The sequence below is a fragment of the Pseudomonas sp. CCNWLW23 genome (assembly GCF_037095675.1).
GTDB lineage: Bacteria > Pseudomonadota > Gammaproteobacteria > Pseudomonadales > Pseudomonadaceae > Aquipseudomonas > Aquipseudomonas atacamensis.
In genome coordinates this window covers 58,060-72,978 of the sequence record NZ_JBAWKM010000006.1, presented here as the reverse complement: position 1 = coordinate 72,978, position 14,919 = coordinate 58,060, and the positions used below count along the sequence as shown (strand labels likewise).

Here is a 14,919-nt window from a genome sequence, read left to right as displayed (position 1 = left end):
CCTGTGCTCAATTGCGTGGCGGTCCTTTGAGGTCCAGCGGCGCGGCGTTGTCGGGACGCCCGCGAATCAGCGACTCAGGGTGGCGACCGAGGTAATCCGACAGCTCTCGCAACGAGCGCGACATGCGCCCAAGTTCGTCGAGGGTCTCGGTGAGTTGCTCGCGTTGCGGTGAATCCTCGGCGAGGGTCGAATTGGCGGACTGCAAGGTCTTGCTGACGTCGGCGAGGGTGCTCTGTACCCCCGGCAGAGTCCTGGCGTTGAACTGCTTCAGGCCCTTGCGCAGTTCGACCAGATTGCCGTCGAGGTTGCTGGCGATGCGTTCAACCGGCAATGCGTTGATCTTGTTGACCATCGCCTCGAGTTTTTCCTGCAATTGTTCGAGGCTGCCGGGAACGGTCGGAATGGTGACCGGCCGTGCCTTGGGGTCGAACGCGACTTTCGGCGCTTTGGGGTAGAAATCCAGCGAAATATACAACTGACCGGTGAGCAGGTTGCCATTGCGGGCCTGGGCGCGCAGGCCATTTTCAATGAACGTGCCGATCAGGCGCGCGCCGGTGGCCTCGTCGTTTTCGTCGCCATGGTAGGTCTTGAGAATCTTCGCGTGGGCACGGCCGAGTCGCTGCGGATAAATGACAATGCCGACATTCACCGGAAAGGTGCGCTTGACCTCGTCGAAGTCGAGATTGACCGCCACCACCCGGCCGATTTCGATACCGAGAAACTCCACGGGCGCATCCACCTTGAGGCCGCGCAAGGCCTGATCAAACCGCAGCGCCAGGTATTGCGCCTTGCCGTCGGGCGGGGCGAGGGCGGCGGTCTGGTTGGCAAACAGCTCGAAACTCTTGTCGTCGCTGGCCGGCTTATCATCGGGGCTGTAGTCCGGGGCGCGGAAAGCGATGCCGCCGACCAGCAGGGTCGACAGCGATTCGGTTTTCACCGCGAAACCGTTGGCGCCGACATTGATGTCGATGCCACTGGCGTTCCAGAAGCGGGTGTTTTCGGTGACGTAGGCATCGTTGGGCGAATGCACGAACACTTCGATATTGACGCCTTTGCCGTCCGGGTCCAGCGCGTAGGACACAACCTGGCCAACCGGAATCTTGCGGTAATAAACGGGGGAGCCGATGTCCAGCGAGCCAAGGTCCGCGGTGTGCAGCGTAAAGCGTTTGCCCGGTTCGCCGTAGGTGATCGGCGGCGGGTTCTCCAGACCTTTGAAGTTTTTTGAGCGGGTATTGGCCTGACCTATGTCGGCGCCGATGTAATCGCCCGACAGCAGCGTATCGATGCCCGAGACCCCGCCGGCGCCGATACGTGGACGCACCACCCAGAATTGCGAATCCTCGCGGGTGAAGGCTTCGGCCTGCTTGGCGAGTTTGATCGTGGCGTTGACGTGTCTATGGTCGTTGGCCAGTTCGACGTCGGAGACATGGCCGATGACTACGTTGCGGTACCGGACTTCGGTCTTGTTCGCGGTCAGACCATCGCCGGTCTTGAAGGTAACGGTGATGACCGGGCCTTCCTGAAGGATGTTGTGAATCACCAGCGAAATCCCGACCAGCACCGCCACAATCGGCACGATCCATACCAGTGAAATAGCGAAACGGCGGGTTTTGATCGGCGCTTGACCGGGTGCTAGCGGCTCATCGCTGGCTGACGACTTCATCCATGTCCTCCTCAATTTATCGGGCACTGAGCGTCAGGAACGCAAAAGCACCTCATCAATATAGAAGTGCTTGGCGATAGAGCAAATGTGTATAGCTGGCGTGGGACGCGATTGCAGTGCAAGGAGTTGCCGAAGGCTGCGACCTGATCGTTCCCATGCTCTGCGTGGGAATGCAGCCCGGGACGCTCTGCGTCCCAAGATCGCAGCCTTCGGCAGCTCCTACAGGGGCCAGAATCTTGGCGGGCTCAGCCGAGCATTTCGCGCAAGCGATACCAGAACATGCCCAGCGCCAGCAGCGGCGAACGCAAGGCCGGGCCACCGGGGAAGGTCATGTGCGGCACGCCGCTGAACACGTCCATGCCTTGGCTGTGCCCGGCATGAATGGCTTCGCCCAACAACTTCGCGCACCAGTGCGTGACGTTGAGGCCATGGCCGGAATAACCCTGCGCGTAAAACACGTTCGGGTGCTGTTTGAGTCGGCCAACCTGGGGGAAGCGATTGGCGGTAATGCCGATCTTGCCGCCCCATTGGTAGTCGATTCGCACATCGGCCAGTTGCGGGAACACCTTGAGCATTTTCGGGCGCATATAGGCGGCGATGTCCGCCGGATCGCGCCCGGAATAATGACAAGCGCCGCCAAACAGCAACCGTCGATCAGACGAGAGTCGGTAATAGTCCAGCCCGACTTTTTGATCGCACAGCGCCAGGTTCTGCGGAATCAACTGGGCGGCGCGGCTTTCGTCCAACGGCTCGGTGGCGATGATGTAACTGCCGGCGGGCAGCACTTTGCCGCTGAGCTTGGGTTCCAGTTCATCCAGATGCGCGTTGCAGCCAAGCACCAGGCTGCCGGCGCGCACTGAACCCGCGGCGCAGCGCACCTCGACGGTCGGGCCATGGAGGATTTCCAGCACCGGACTCTGCTCAAAGATCCGCACGCCCAGCGATGCCGCGAGACGCGCCTCACCTTGCACCAGATCCAGCGGATGCAAGTGCCCCGAACCCATGTCGATCAATCCGCCGGCGTACACACCAGCGTCGACCACTTGCTGCCGGATCTGTTCCGGCCCGACCAGCCTCGTTGCGTGGGCATAGTCGAGTTCGGCGAGGCTGTCCTGTTCCTGCTTGAACGCGGCGAATTGCGCGGCGGTGTTGGCCAGTTCGCAAAAGCCCCAGCGCAGATCACAGGCGATGGCGTTGTCAGTGATGCGCTGGCGCACCAGCTCCACCGAATCGATGCCGGCGCGCTGCAGATAGCGCACGCCGTCCTGGCCAAGGTAGCGAGCGAACCCCTCGACTTCATGGCCGATACCGCGAATCAGCTGACCGCCATTGCGCCCGCTGGCGCCCCAGCCGATACGTCGCGCCTCAAGCAACACCACCGACAGACCGCGCTGCGCCAGCTCAATCGCGGTATTGACGCCAGTGAAGCCGCCACCGATTACGCAGACATCAGCAAGCAAATCACCATCCAGCGCAGGGTAGGGCGTGCTCGCCCGCGCAGAAGCGGCGTAATAAGAGCCGGTGTGTTGTGCGCTGTGCTGATTCATTTGTTCGACTTCACTTTGCTCCACGACCGGGTCATCAGACGCATGATCGCCTGGGGCGGGGTCGAGGAAATGTAGAGTTTGTCGAGCACCGACTGCGGCGGGTAAACCTCAGGGTTGTTGACCAGTGCCTCATCCATGAACGGCTTGGCCGCCGGATTCGGATTGGCGTAGCCGACGGTGGCGCTGACCTTGGCGATCACCTGCGGATCGAGCAGGTAGTTGATGAAGGCGTGCGCCTCTTTGGCGTTGCTCGCATCGGCTGGGATCGCCAGCAGATCGAACCACAGGTTGGCGCCTTCCTTGGGGATGGCGTAAGCGATATTCACACCGTTCTTGGCTTCCTTGGCGCGGTTGGCTGCCTGGAACACATCGCCGGAGTAACCGAACGCGACGCAGATGTCACCATTGGCCAGGTCCGACACGTATTTGGATGAATGGAAATAGGTGATGTACGGGCGGATGCTCAGGAGCTTGGCTTCGGCCTTTTTGTAGTCTTCAGGGTTTTCACTGCGCGGGTCCATGCCCATGTAGTTGAGGATGGCCGGGAAGACTTCGTCGGCGGAGTCCATCATCGACACGCCGCACTGGCTGAGCTTCTTCAGATTTTCGGGTTCGAACAGCACGGCCCAGGAGTCGATGTGGTCGATGCCGAGCACTTGCTTGACCTTGTCGACGTTGTAACCGATGCCGTTGGTGCCCCACAGATAGGGAACCGAATGCGCATTGCCGGGATCATTTTTCTCAAGCAATTCAAGCAGTTTCGGGTCCAAGTTCTTCCAGTTTGGTAACTGTGAACGATCGAGTTTCATGAACGCGCCGGCCTTTACCTGGCGAGCGAGGAAATGGTTGGACGGCACTACCACGTCATATCCGGTCCGACCGGCGAGGAGTTTGCCTTCAAGGGTTTCGTTGGAGTCGAAGACGTCGTAGATCACCTTGATCCCGGTCTTGCTCTGGAAGTCGGCGAGGGTGGTTTCGCCGATGTAGTCGGTCCAGTTGTAGACGCTGACCTGGGGCTCGGCGTGGGCTACGGCACTGAACAGCACGCTCAGTGCGACCGGGAGTACGGATTTCAATAGACGCATTTCGACACCTCTTCTTGTAATGATCGCTCCCACGCTCTGCGTGGGAATGCCGCAACGGACGCTCCGCGTTCGGCTTTGGATGGGACGCAGAGCGTCCCGGGATGCGGTCCCACGCGGGAGCATGGGAACGATCAACTGTGCGGCCGTCTTCGCGAGCAGGCTCGCTCCCACAGGGACGGGCGCGGGGTCAGACGCTGAGCAGCAGGAACTCCCGCTCCCACGAGCTGATCACGCGCTTGAAGTTTTCATGCTCGGCGCGTTTGACCGCGACGTAGCCGCGGACGAATTTACTGCCCAGGTACTCGGCCACCTTCGGGCACTCTTCCATCTGCGTCAGGGCTTCTTCGATGGTGATGGGCAGGCGCAGATTGCGCCGTTCGTAGGCCCGGCCTTCGACCGCCGCGCTCGGCTCGATCTTCTCGACCATGCCGATGTAGCCGCACAGCAGGCTTGCGGCAATCGCCAGATACGGGTTGGCGTCGGCGCCGGGCAAGCGGTTCTCCACGCGCATCGATTCCGGCCCCGATGTCGGCACTCGCAGGCCGACCGTGCGGTTCTCTTCGCCCCATTCGACGTTGACCGGCGCCGAGGTGTCCGGCAGGAAGCGGCGGAACGAATTGACGTTCGGCGCGAACATCGGCAGGACTTTCGGGATGTATTTCTGCAAGCCACCGATGTGATGACGGAACAGCTCGCTCATGTTGCCCTCGGCATCGGCGAAGATCGGCTGACCCGTAGCGATCTCGACGACGCTCTGGTGCAGGTGCATGGCGCTGCCCGGCTCGTCGCCGATCGGCTTGGCCATGAACGTCGCGGTGACGTTGTGCTTGAGCGCCGCTTCGCGCAGAGTGCGCTTGAACACGGTGATCTGGTCGGCCAGATCCAGCGCATCGCCATGACGGAAGTTGATTTCCATCTGCGCCGGGCCGTCTTCGTGGATCAACGTGTCAAGATCCAGGCCTTGCAGTTCGCACCAGTCGTAAACGTCTTCGAACAACGGATCGAATTCGTTGGCGGCATCGATCGAGAACGACTGGCGCCCGCTTTCCGCACGACCCGAACGGCCCAGCGGTGCCTTGAGCGGCAGGTCCGGATCTTCACAGCGCTGGGTCAGGTAGAACTCCATTTCCGGCGCGACAATCGGCTTCCAGCCCTTGTCGGTGTAGAGCTGCAGGACTTTCTTCAGCACGTTGCGCGGCGACAGTTCGATCGGATTGCCAAACTTGTCGAAGGTGTCGTGGATGACGATGGCGGTCGGCTCGATGGCCCACGGGATGACATACACGGCGTCGGAAACCGGCTTGCAGACCATGTCGATGTCGGCCGGGTCGAGCAGGTCGTAGTAGATGTCGTCGTCGACAAAATCCCCGGTTACCGTTTGCAGCAGCACGCTCTCCGGCAGGCGCATGCCGCGCTCATGCAGGAACTTGTTGGTCGGTGCAATCTTGCCGCGGGCGATGCCGGTCAGGTCGCTGACCACGCATTCGACTTCGGTAATCTTGTGATCTTTCAGCCAGGTGAACAGCTGATCGAAAGGGGCGTTCATAAAGACCTCGTTATTGGTTTTGTAGACGCCGGGGAGGGCGGGTTTCATCTTCCGCCCCTTCCCCTGTGGCGCGTTGGCGACTATCTTGGGCGCGGCTTGCGATTCCATCTATCCACTTTCAGCAGCACCAAAGCGCACCAAAAGAGTGCGCAAGGTCACCCCATGACAACGTGCAATCCGCTCCAGGTACAAGCGTTCAACACCGCCGACGTGGCCGAGCAAATCCGCGCGACACCGGGCTGGGTCCAGCATTACCAGCAGATGTCGCCGGGACATTTCGCCGGGCAGATTCGCTATCTCGATCTGCAGGGCGTCGAGGTTTACGAAGAACAGATGAATACCCGGGTCGAGCAGAACTTCAGTGCGCCATCCGGTGCCCTGGCGTTCTGTTTCGATCGCAGCGACAACGCGCTGTACCTGCTCAACGAAGAGAGCCGCAACATCTGGATCACCCCAGAGAACTACCGGGAAATCGCCGTGGTATTTGGTCCGGACTTCGTCCGCGAGCACGGTTTGCAAGTGGCGAAACTCGAAGGGTTGTTCATGGCGCCGCTGAACTGCGGACAGAACGCTTTGTTCAGCGGCTGGTTAAGCTCGATTCTCACGAAGTTGTCGCAAGCTGCTGATCCACTTGATAAAGATCGCCTGACTCAACAGTTGCTTGAGGACTGCCTGTTCATCCTCGATAACGCTCACACCAGCCTTGATCGCAGCGGATTGCAGCGGCGCAACAACGAACGCCAAATCATCAAAAGAGTAGGGGAGTGGGCGGCTGATTCGCCGGAAGACACGGTCAATCTGCTCGAACTTTCTCACGTTGCCGGCGTACCGCTGCGCCAGCTGCAACAGGCTTTCAAGGCCTACACCGGGATGACCCCGAGCCACTGGTTACGGCTGAGGCGGCTGAACAGTGCGCACCGTGAATTGCTCAAGCGCAGGCCCACGGAAACCACCGTTGCCGAAGTGGCGATGCGTTGGTCGTTCTGGCATCTGGGGCGGTTTTCCAGCAGTTACCGCGCGCTGTTCAAGGAGCTGCCGAGCGAAACGCTCAAGCGCTGAGCAGAAAAAGGCTTTGTGTCCTTCGAGAAGTTAAATAGAATCAGTCTCATTTGAATCCACCTTCGCGCAGGGTCTCTTGAGATGATTGAAGCTACGTCACCGTCGGAGCAGAGCCTGCAGCAGTTGTATCGCGAGCACCGCGGCTGGCTGGAAACCTGGCTGCGCCGGCGCATGGGCAATGCGTGGGATGCGGCGGACCTCAGTCAGGACACCTTTCTGCGCGTCCTGTGCAACGCGCCGCCGCTGGCCGAGTTGCGCGAGCCGCGCGCGTATTTGCTCACCGTCGGCAAACGCCTGCTGAGCAATTTCTACACGCGGCGCCATCTGGAAAAAGCCTACCTCGACGCCTTGGCGCAATTGCCGGAAGCGTGCGCACCGTCGCCGGAACAGCGCTGGTTGCTGCTGGAAACCTTGCAGGCGCTGGATGAATTGCTAGATGGCTTGCCGCGTGCGGTGCGTCGAGCATTTCTTTGGAGCCAACTCGAGGGCCTTGGCTACCGCGAGATTGCCGAACGCTTGCAGGTTTCCGAGCGCACGGTGAAACGTTACATGGCCCAAGCGTACGAGCATTGCTTGCTGGTGGATCTGTGATGCGCGTTGCCCCCAGCGAGGAAACGCGGGAAGTGGCGCGGGCGGCGGCGCAATGGCTGGCACTGCTCGAGTCAGGCGCTGCCAGTGATGAAGATCACGCCCGATTGCAGCATTGGCGCGCCAGTGACAGTCGCCACGAGAACGCTTGGCAGAAAATCCAGCAGCTTCGCCAGCGTTTCGCAGGTTTGCCGCCGACACTGGCCATGGCCACCCTGGATCGGCCGGATCCGGCGCGGCGCGCGGCACTCAAGCGTGCCTTGGGCGTGGCGGCGCTGGTGCCGGCGGCGTGGTTGATCAGTCGGGAGCTGCCGCTGGAGGCCTGGCGCGCCGATTTGCACACCAGCACTGGCGAGCGGCGCAAAGTGCAGTTGGCCCAGGATTCTTCATTGCAACTCAACACCGACAGCGCGGTGAATGTCGATCTGCCTGCACGTCAGCTGACACTGATTCGTGGCGAGATGGCACTCAACGTGGCGGGCGATTCAGCCTTTATCGTCAACGCGCCTTATGGGCGGATGATCGTCAATCACAGCGACATCTCGGTGCGCCTCAATGCGCGCGATTGCCAGGTCTGCGTGCTGCGCGGTTCGGTGCAATTGCAGCCGCTGCACGGCCCGGCGCTGGTATTGCAGCAGGGCCAGCAAGTCAGCCTGCAAGCTTCGGGCGCGGGGGCGGTGACGGCGTTCGATGCGTTGATGCCCGGTTGGCGCGACGGTGTGCTGATGGCGCAAAACCAGCCGCTGGGTGATTTCCTTCGCGAGCTGAGTCGCTACCGCTCGGGCGTGCTGCGCTGGGATCCGGCGCTGGAATCGCTGCGCATCACCGGCAGTTTCCGCCTCGACGATACCGATCAAGTGCTGGCACTGCTGGCAGCCAGTTTGCCCGTCGATGTGCACACGCGAACGCGATTTTGGGTGTCACTGGTGCCGCGCGCAGAAAAAACTGGCTGAAGCCTGTCCCTTTTTTTCGCCTCGCTGGTCATTCCAGGCAAGTGAACAAAATCGAGAGCTTCTTCCAATGCCCGCAGTATTTCCAGGTCGTTTGCGTCCGTTGTTGCAGTTGAGCCTTTTGCTGAGCCTGAGTGCCAGCCCCGTGTTGATCCAATCGAGCTGGGCCGACGATGGCAGCCGCCGCAGTTATCAGGTGCCGGCCGGTAGCCTGAGCGCCGCGCTGACGCGTTTCGCAGGTCTCGCTGGAGTCAATCTTTCGGTGGATCCGGCGCTGGTCAGCGGCCGCAACAGCAGTGGGTTGTCCGGCGAATTCGGTGTGGAGGAGGGGTTTAGTCGGTTGTTGCTGGGTTCCGGTTTGCAGCTGCAACCGGTCGGCGATCAGGCTTATACGCTGGTGCCCGCAGCGCAAGGCAGCACCTTGCAGCTCGCGCCGACATCGATTTTCGGCGCGAGCGGTTCAGCGGATGCCGACGTGTTTGCTGGTGGTCAGATCGCGCGGCGGGGGTCGCAAGGGCTGTTGGGCTCCAGGGATTTCATGGAAACCCCGTTCAGCATGACCACCTACACCAGCGAAACGGTGAAAAACCAACAGGCGCGCACCCTCGGCGACCTGATCGGCAGCGACCCTTCGGTACGCGCAACCAACCCGGCCGGTGGCCGCTATGAACAATTCACCATCCGTGGTTTCAGCCTGTTCAATAGTGATGTTGCCTACAACGGCCTCTACGGTGTGTTGCCGACTTACACCATCGACATGGAAATGGCCGATCGCGTCGACATCCTCAAAGGCCCGAGCCAATTGATCAACGGGATTTCGCCACGGGGCAGTGTAGGAGGGGGGATCAACGTCGTGCCGAAACGCGCGACCGACAAGCCGATCACCTCGCTGACAGCCAATTACGCCTCGAACAACCAAGTCGGCGGCGCGGTGGATGTCGGACGGCGTTTTGGTGACGAAAACCAATTCGGTCTGCGCTTCAACGGTGTCAAACAGTCCGGAGATACGGAATGGGATCACCAGAGCGTCGATCGCGACATGGCGGTGCTCGGTCTGGACTTTCGTGGTGAACGCTTGCGACTTTCCACCGATATCGGCCACACCGAACGCGACACCGACGCACCGCAGGAACGCGTGCAAGTCGCCGCCAATGCCAAAGTGCCGAACGCCAATGATGTGCGCGACAACTATGCGCAACCCTGGAGCCGGGCGCGCACTAAAGACACTTTCGGCACGGTCAACGGCGAGTTCGATGTCAGCGATTCGGTCATGCTGTATGGCGGCGTCGGCGCACGCAAAAGCAATCATGACTTCTTGCGCCATGCAGTTTCGGTGAGCAACGACGCCGGTGATTTCAGCGTTCAGCCGCGCGACTTCACTCGCGACGAGAACGTCCGCACGGCTACCGCTGGCGTTCGTAACTGGTTCCAGACCGGGCCGGTCAGCCATGAAGTGAACCTGGCGGCCAACTACTTTTATATGGACTTCGAAAACGGCGGCGCCCGTTACGCGGCCGGGCGCAGCAATCTCTACGATCCGGTGGAAATCGCCAGACCCGGCACGCCGACCCGCAATGACGCCAAGGTCTACACCGAAAATCGCTTCAGCGGCGTGGCGCTGTCCGACACGCTCGGCTTCTTCGACGATCGTCTGTTGCTGACTTTGGGGGCGCGCTGGCAGCGAGTCAAAGTCGATGACTGGAGCGACGGCATCAAGGGCGACACGGCTTACGATGAGGAAAAAGTCTCGCCATCGGGCGGGATTCTGTTCAAGGCGACGGACAAACTTTCGCTGTACGCCAACTACATGGAAGGTCTGAGCCAAGGCAAGATCGCGCCATCGACATCTATCAACGAAGACGAAATCTTCCCGCCATTCATCAGCCGCCAGGTCGAAGTCGGCGCCAAGTACGACGCGGGTGCATACGCGCTGACGGCAGCGGTGTTCCGCATCAAACAGCCTGCCTACGAAACCAATGCGACCACGCGAGTCTTCGGCCCGAACGGCAAGCGTGAGAACAACGGCGTAGAACTGAGCGTGTTCGGCGAACCGCTCAACGGGTTCCGATTGCTCGGCGGTGTGATGTACATCGACAGCGAACTGACCCACACCACCAACGGCACATTCGACGGCAACCGCGCACCGGCGACACCGAAATACAACGTCAACCTTGGTGCGGAGTGGGACGTGCCGAGCGTGCCGGGGCTGACTTTGACCAGCCGTGGTATTTACTCGAGTTCGCAGTATCTGGACCAGTCGAACGACAAGGAAATCGACTCATGGGAACGGTTCGACGTCGGCACACGCTATGCTTTCAAACTGGACGAGAAGACGATCACCTTGCGCGCCAATGTCGAAAACGTGCTGGATAAACGCTATTGGAGTTCGGCGGGTGCATCGGATGATAGTGAGCCGGGGTTGACGCTTTCTACGCCGCGAACGTATCTGCTGTCGGCGACGGTAGACTTCTAATGGAGCAGGTTAAATGCGTCGATTGTCTTCGAAAATACGTTAACTCCACTAAATGACCGTTTAGTTGAGCTAACAAAAATTGGTCGCGATAGCGGCCGAGGTAATGACTCAGCCCAACTCAACATGGCTTTTCGTTATGAGCAATAACGCAAACGGGCCTAAAAAACTGTTATTTCTTACAGTTTTAGAATTGCTCTGAGGCGCAAAGGATAGTCGCTGCGTAATGAGCACATTCTCTCCAAGGAGCAAACGCCATGACAACGTTCAGCGATGACCAGCTCTTGAACCTGACTCCAGAGCAATTGAAACAATTAACACCCGCGCAACTGGCACGCCGAAAGGATTTAATCAACGAACCGGCGGATCAGCGTGTTGTTACGAAGATTATTAATGTGCAAACGACCGAGCCTATAAACCCGGTGAGTGACGAGTAAATTTTCCAGAAGTGTAGACAAAGCGTTTCAACCAGCTCAGAAATCCCGTTACGGTAAGTAGCGGGATTTTTTTCAGTTGAATGATCGAAAGGGGAAATCTGCGGCAATACCGGAGGTAGAGGTTTGGCAATATTTATCGTGGCAGTGGATTTCGATTACGCGTGGCAATCACGACAACCATGCGAAGCCCGTAACATCTTGTTACGTGTAATGTATATTATGTTAAATGATGAATGCGAATGGCCTCAGGCTTTAGATATCAGATCCACCACTCTCAACCTCTCAGTCTAAGCAACGCCATTCGTTTGCAGCTTCAACAACCAATGTCTCTCGGTAGTCCATCCGATAAAAACCTGAGCACCTTCGCTTGCTTGGCGAGCCTCGGTCAACGGTGCGCCAGAAGCCGCTACTCGCAACCCTCTAATCGCCGGCAGGAACCTTTCAAGAAATCCACTAGGCTGAATCGCGAAATGCGCTTCGATACGTTCAATCGCGTATCGCCTTTCTGTCTCATCGAGCATCGCTAGATAAAACACCATCTGCCGCCACGCGTACGCCGTATTTTTGATCATCACCAAGCTGGAGTGATAAAACCTCAACTTCATCTGCTGGCGTATGCATATCCATCTGAAGCATTCCTCGGCCATCGAAGCCAAGCGATCCTGCAACAGCGCTTTCAACCCAAGCTCACCAAACAACAGCGCAAGGTTTTGCGTCGTCAGGATCTGTTGTTGCTCGATGATTTTCCCGTTAATCGCCGGCCGCCATGTACCCAAGCGCTCATCAGCCCTCTGAGCGCACAATCTGGCCAATGCGTCCCTGGAACTAGCGTCAGGCCTGGAGAACCTTTTGCGCCTGGATTTCGGTTGCTCAGGAAGCATCGCCAATTGGCCTGCGTCGATATCGTAGAAATTGGCGTATAGCGTGCCACCTATCAACGATGCCGCCTGCCTGGCAGCTCTTAGGTACTTGTTGGAGAAAGCGCCCATGAAAATGTCCGAGGCGACTTCTTCAACAAAAGGCAGATCCAGCTTGGCCATCGCCGCAAGCGCAGCAAATTCCTGAATGAGTTTGTTGGGCAGGATCGCTTGAGGAAAAGCGCAAAGAGTCATTGCTGCGGATTCGATCAGGAACTGTTTCGCTGCTTCAGCGACCACCGCGTCCGTTTCTCGCTGGCCTTCAACAGCCGCCACCCACGGCAATTCATTCATCCTGACCTGACTTTGCAGATCCAACAGCAACAATGATCGGCGTTGTCGAAAGGCGCGATAGGTCGCGACAGAGAGCATCCGCAGCGACGTATCGCGAAATCCTGCGCTGCAGATCTCAGCCGTAATCGCTGGCAGCAGCCGCGCCACGGTATCCCCGGACGTAATCAATCCCTTATCGATCAACTCGGCAATTGTGCCCTTTCGACACCGCTCGACGCGTCGACAAATATCAGGAGGAATGCCGCTACCTGTTAATAGCGAATATGCGGTCGCTTCTTCGCAGGTAACGGGTTGCAACAGAGATGAAAAGTCGGAAACTCCGTCCGAACCGGGATACCTGCTCAGACGTGCGGCAACCGCTTTAGCAAATAGATGGTGACCGGGTACGGACACGTGACTGCGTTGAGACTCTCTGTGCTTTTGATGAGATTCGGATTCGGGATGACCATGCTTGCGTACGAAATCGTCGACGATCCTGCGAATTCGTCCGACTTGTCGTCCGGTAAGCAACGCCGCATCGCTGGCGCAAACCCCCAGCAGTGCAAACAACTTCCCTGCCCGATCCCTTGAGCTTTCAGCTGCACCTGAAGCGCTGGGGCAAGCAGCATCGAACTGCCGCTTCAGAATATTCGCCTGCTCAAACCAGCCCTCAGGGTATCGGCGACAAGGCCAATCATCCTGGTACGTTAAAAGGAAAAGCGACACCGCCGCGTCGTAGAGCGGTAAACGAGTTTCAACGACATGCTTCTGCACTGCCACGCGCGCCTGTACCGGGCGATTTGAAAGCATGGCTCTGACATCACCGACAGTAAAAACCTGCACTTGAGCTGTTGAAAGCGGCAAACCGTCAGAAGCCATCGGAAAGAATCGTAGCTGTTGAAAGAAAGGGGCTATCGCTTCAACCAGATCCCATGCGTTCTCTGTACGTTGCTGCCCCAGCAACCAGGCCACCGTCAGCAGTGCAGCTTCTTCTGGCACCTCGATTCGATAATCCCCGCTCGCCAGCTTCGTTTGCAGCACCTCGATCCCCTCCTCCGTAAGGTGCCAAGTGTTGAGATCGAGTCGCTCGAAGCCAGGACGGATACCTGGAATCGAAGCAGCCAGCTGTCGCTCGTACTCGGTCAGTGCACCGCCGGCCATGAACTGCCCAGTGGCGATACCTCCAGTGACGACTTCCAGCGTGACCCACTCAGGCACATCCGCGAATGGCGTTCGTGAGCCATACGACGCGGACCCCTGCAATATGTGCTCGATTACATTACGCCAGCGCTCGATGCGCTTGCTCGTCTGTCCGTTATTGTCGAGGCCCGGTGCAGCGAGTGCTCGAGACAGTTGAAAAGCTGCATAGCCGGCACCTATGCCGGCATTAGCATTCGATTCCCTATCGTCCTTGGGCATGAGTCCTTCCGCGCCTGCGATGTTGTGGGTCCGGGGGCTGGATTCGAACCAGCGCCCACCCGGTTAAGAGCCGAGTGTTCTACCGCTGAACTACCCCGGAACAGAGCGCGGATTGTCCATCAGCGCTGAACGATTGTGAAGATCAAAAACGTTGCCGCTTGTGAACCTGAACGTAATCACTGGAACTCGTGTGCTCAGTCGTCAAATGCCGCGATATTTGCTCAAGTACTCGCCGCTCAGCGTCGCGGACCGATGCTGTGAGCGCGTAGACGGCTCACCACCCGATTAATCTCCCCTACCACCCGCCCCGTCGCCTCCTCGATCACTCCCTCATTCCGACACAAAAACCAACCCTGATCGGCAGCGGCCAGCTCAAACGCCTCGGTACAAGCAACATGCTCCTCAAGCCCACGTAGCACAGTACTGCTCAAGCCACGCCGGCGTGCCCCCGCCCTCGCCCACGAAATCTCCGCCGCTGTAACCACCCCGACATGCAGGTCTGGCACCTGTACGTTGCGGTCAATGTTCAATTGCAGGATTTCAGCAAACGGGACTATCCGGCGAAACGCCGCATCGGACGGGTACCAGCGATCGATCAGGATGATGCTGTCGGCGGGTTGTTTGGTCAGCACGTGCTGGGAAATCCAGCGGCGGCTGTCAGCCAGGCGTTGGCAAACGTCCAGTTCCAGATTCCTGTCAGGATGGCGGACGAGCCGGTTCACCAAGTGCATTGTCTCGCCCCTGAACGGGTCGCTTTTTTTCTCGCAGAGTCGGATGACTTTCTGGTTGTCTGCCCTCAGGACTTCAGTGATGGCCTCCAACAGCGAGGTTTTGCCGACGCCTTTGGGGCCATCCAGAGCGACAAACAGCGGACGAGTCATTTTTCTCACAGGCTTTAACGGGGAGTAGCGCGCACTCTAACGGATTTTCAGGTTGAACCTCTGTTGCTCAGACGGACTCCCAAA

11 protein-coding genes and 1 tRNA gene are annotated in these 14,919 nt (G+C 58.9%); 5 read left to right on the top strand and 7 right to left on the bottom strand.

Translation table 11 applies throughout. The annotated features are described in order from the left end of the window. Window positions 1–7 precede the first annotated feature (7 nt). The 4 genes from V8J63_RS10465 to V8J63_RS10450 form a co-directional block, all read right to left on the bottom strand. Window positions 8–1,663: a PqiB family protein gene (locus tag V8J63_RS10465; RefSeq protein WP_071172432.1), complete on the bottom strand. Its 1,656-nt coding sequence runs from the start codon at window positions 1,661–1,663 to the stop codon at window positions 8–10. A 245-nt stretch (window positions 1,664–1,908) separates the two neighbouring features. Next, window positions 1,909–3,210 carry an NAD(P)/FAD-dependent oxidoreductase gene (locus tag V8J63_RS10460; protein WP_336463999.1) on the bottom strand — a complete coding sequence of 434 codons (1,302 nt, stop codon included), beginning with the start codon at window positions 3,208–3,210 and terminating at the stop codon, window positions 1,909–1,911. Continuing rightward, entirely contained in the window at window positions 3,207–4,295 is a 1,089-nt protein-coding gene (locus tag V8J63_RS10455; RefSeq protein WP_130902550.1) for a polyamine ABC transporter substrate-binding protein, read from the bottom strand. The genes V8J63_RS10460 and V8J63_RS10455 overlap by 4 nt, the downstream gene beginning before the upstream one ends. A gap of 187 nt (window positions 4,296–4,482) precedes the next feature. After that, the gene (locus tag V8J63_RS10450) at window positions 4,483–5,841 is read right to left on the bottom strand and encodes a glutamine synthetase family protein (protein ID WP_016774729.1); all 1,359 of its coding nucleotides are present in this window, start codon (window positions 5,839–5,841) and stop codon (window positions 4,483–4,485) included. A gap of 162 nt (window positions 5,842–6,003) precedes the next feature. On the opposite strand from V8J63_RS10450, the gene V8J63_RS10445 reads away from it, so the two are divergent. The 5 genes from V8J63_RS10445 (at window position 6,004) to V8J63_RS10425 (ending at window position 11,345) form a co-directional block, all read left to right on the top strand. Next, the gene (locus tag V8J63_RS10445; protein WP_122507352.1) at window positions 6,004–6,900 is read left to right on the top strand and encodes a helix-turn-helix domain-containing protein; all 897 of its coding nucleotides are present in this window, start codon (window positions 6,004–6,006) and stop codon (window positions 6,898–6,900) included. 81 nt (window positions 6,901–6,981) lie between these two features. Next, complete coding sequence (locus tag V8J63_RS10440) at window positions 6,982–7,491, top strand: sigma-70 family RNA polymerase sigma factor (RefSeq protein WP_123442484.1); 510 nt, start codon at window positions 6,982–6,984, stop codon at window positions 7,489–7,491. Next, on the top strand, window positions 7,491–8,441 hold the full coding sequence (locus V8J63_RS10435) for a FecR domain-containing protein (protein ID WP_336463998.1): 951 nt from the start codon (window positions 7,491–7,493) through the stop codon (window positions 8,439–8,441). Before V8J63_RS10440 ends, V8J63_RS10435 begins: the two co-directional genes overlap by 1 nt. 67 nt (window positions 8,442–8,508) lie before the next feature. Then, window positions 8,509–10,911, top strand: a complete 2,403-nt coding sequence (locus V8J63_RS10430; protein WP_336463997.1) for a TonB-dependent receptor — start codon at window positions 8,509–8,511, stop codon at window positions 10,909–10,911. Between the two features lie 254 nt (window positions 10,912–11,165). Beyond that, window positions 11,166–11,345, top strand: a complete 180-nt coding sequence (locus V8J63_RS10425) for a hypothetical protein (RefSeq protein WP_130887266.1) — start codon at window positions 11,166–11,168, stop codon at window positions 11,343–11,345. A 287-nt stretch (window positions 11,346–11,632) separates the two neighbouring features. On the opposite strand, the gene V8J63_RS10420 is transcribed toward V8J63_RS10425, so the two are convergent. The 3 genes from V8J63_RS10420 to V8J63_RS10410 form a co-directional block, all read right to left on the bottom strand. After that, entirely contained in the window at window positions 11,633–13,954 is a 2,322-nt protein-coding gene (locus tag V8J63_RS10420; RefSeq protein ID WP_336463996.1) for a hypothetical protein, read from the bottom strand. Window positions 13,955–13,979: 25 nt separating this feature from the next. After that, a tRNA-Lys gene (locus V8J63_RS10415) sits at window positions 13,980–14,054 on the bottom strand. A 136-nt stretch (window positions 14,055–14,190) separates the two neighbouring features. After that, complete coding sequence (locus V8J63_RS10410; RefSeq protein WP_336463995.1) at window positions 14,191–14,835, bottom strand: dTMP kinase; 645 nt, start codon at window positions 14,833–14,835, stop codon at window positions 14,191–14,193. Between the last annotated feature and the right edge of the window lie 84 nt (window positions 14,836–14,919).

Bases quoted from the DNA above. Each gene is read 5' to 3' on its own strand.
- V8J63_RS10465 (WP_071172432.1), bottom strand. From the start codon at position 1,663: ATGAAGTCGTCAGCCAGCGATGAGCCGCTAGCACCCGGTCAAGCGCCG.
- V8J63_RS10460 (WP_336463999.1), bottom strand. From the start codon at position 3,210: ATGAATCAGCACAGCGCACAACACACCGGCTCTTATTACGCCGCTTCT.
- V8J63_RS10455 (WP_130902550.1), bottom strand. From the start codon at position 4,295: ATGCGTCTATTGAAATCCGTACTCCCGGTCGCACTGAGCGTGCTGTTC.
- V8J63_RS10450 (WP_016774729.1), bottom strand. From the start codon at position 5,841: ATGAACGCCCCTTTCGATCAGCTGTTCACCTGGCTGAAAGATCACAAG.
- V8J63_RS10445 (WP_122507352.1), top strand. From the start codon at position 6,004: ATGACAACGTGCAATCCGCTCCAGGTACAAGCGTTCAACACCGCCGAC.
- V8J63_RS10440 (WP_123442484.1), top strand. From the start codon at position 6,982: ATGATTGAAGCTACGTCACCGTCGGAGCAGAGCCTGCAGCAGTTGTAT.
- V8J63_RS10435 (WP_336463998.1), top strand. From the start codon at position 7,491: ATGCGCGTTGCCCCCAGCGAGGAAACGCGGGAAGTGGCGCGGGCGGCG.
- V8J63_RS10430 (WP_336463997.1), top strand. From the start codon at position 8,509: ATGCCCGCAGTATTTCCAGGTCGTTTGCGTCCGTTGTTGCAGTTGAGC.
- V8J63_RS10425 (WP_130887266.1), top strand. From the start codon at position 11,166: ATGACAACGTTCAGCGATGACCAGCTCTTGAACCTGACTCCAGAGCAA.
- V8J63_RS10420 (WP_336463996.1), bottom strand. From the start codon at position 13,954: ATGCCCAAGGACGATAGGGAATCGAATGCTAATGCCGGCATAGGTGCC.
- V8J63_RS10410 (WP_336463995.1), bottom strand. From the start codon at position 14,835: ATGACTCGTCCGCTGTTTGTCGCTCTGGATGGCCCCAAAGGCGTCGGC.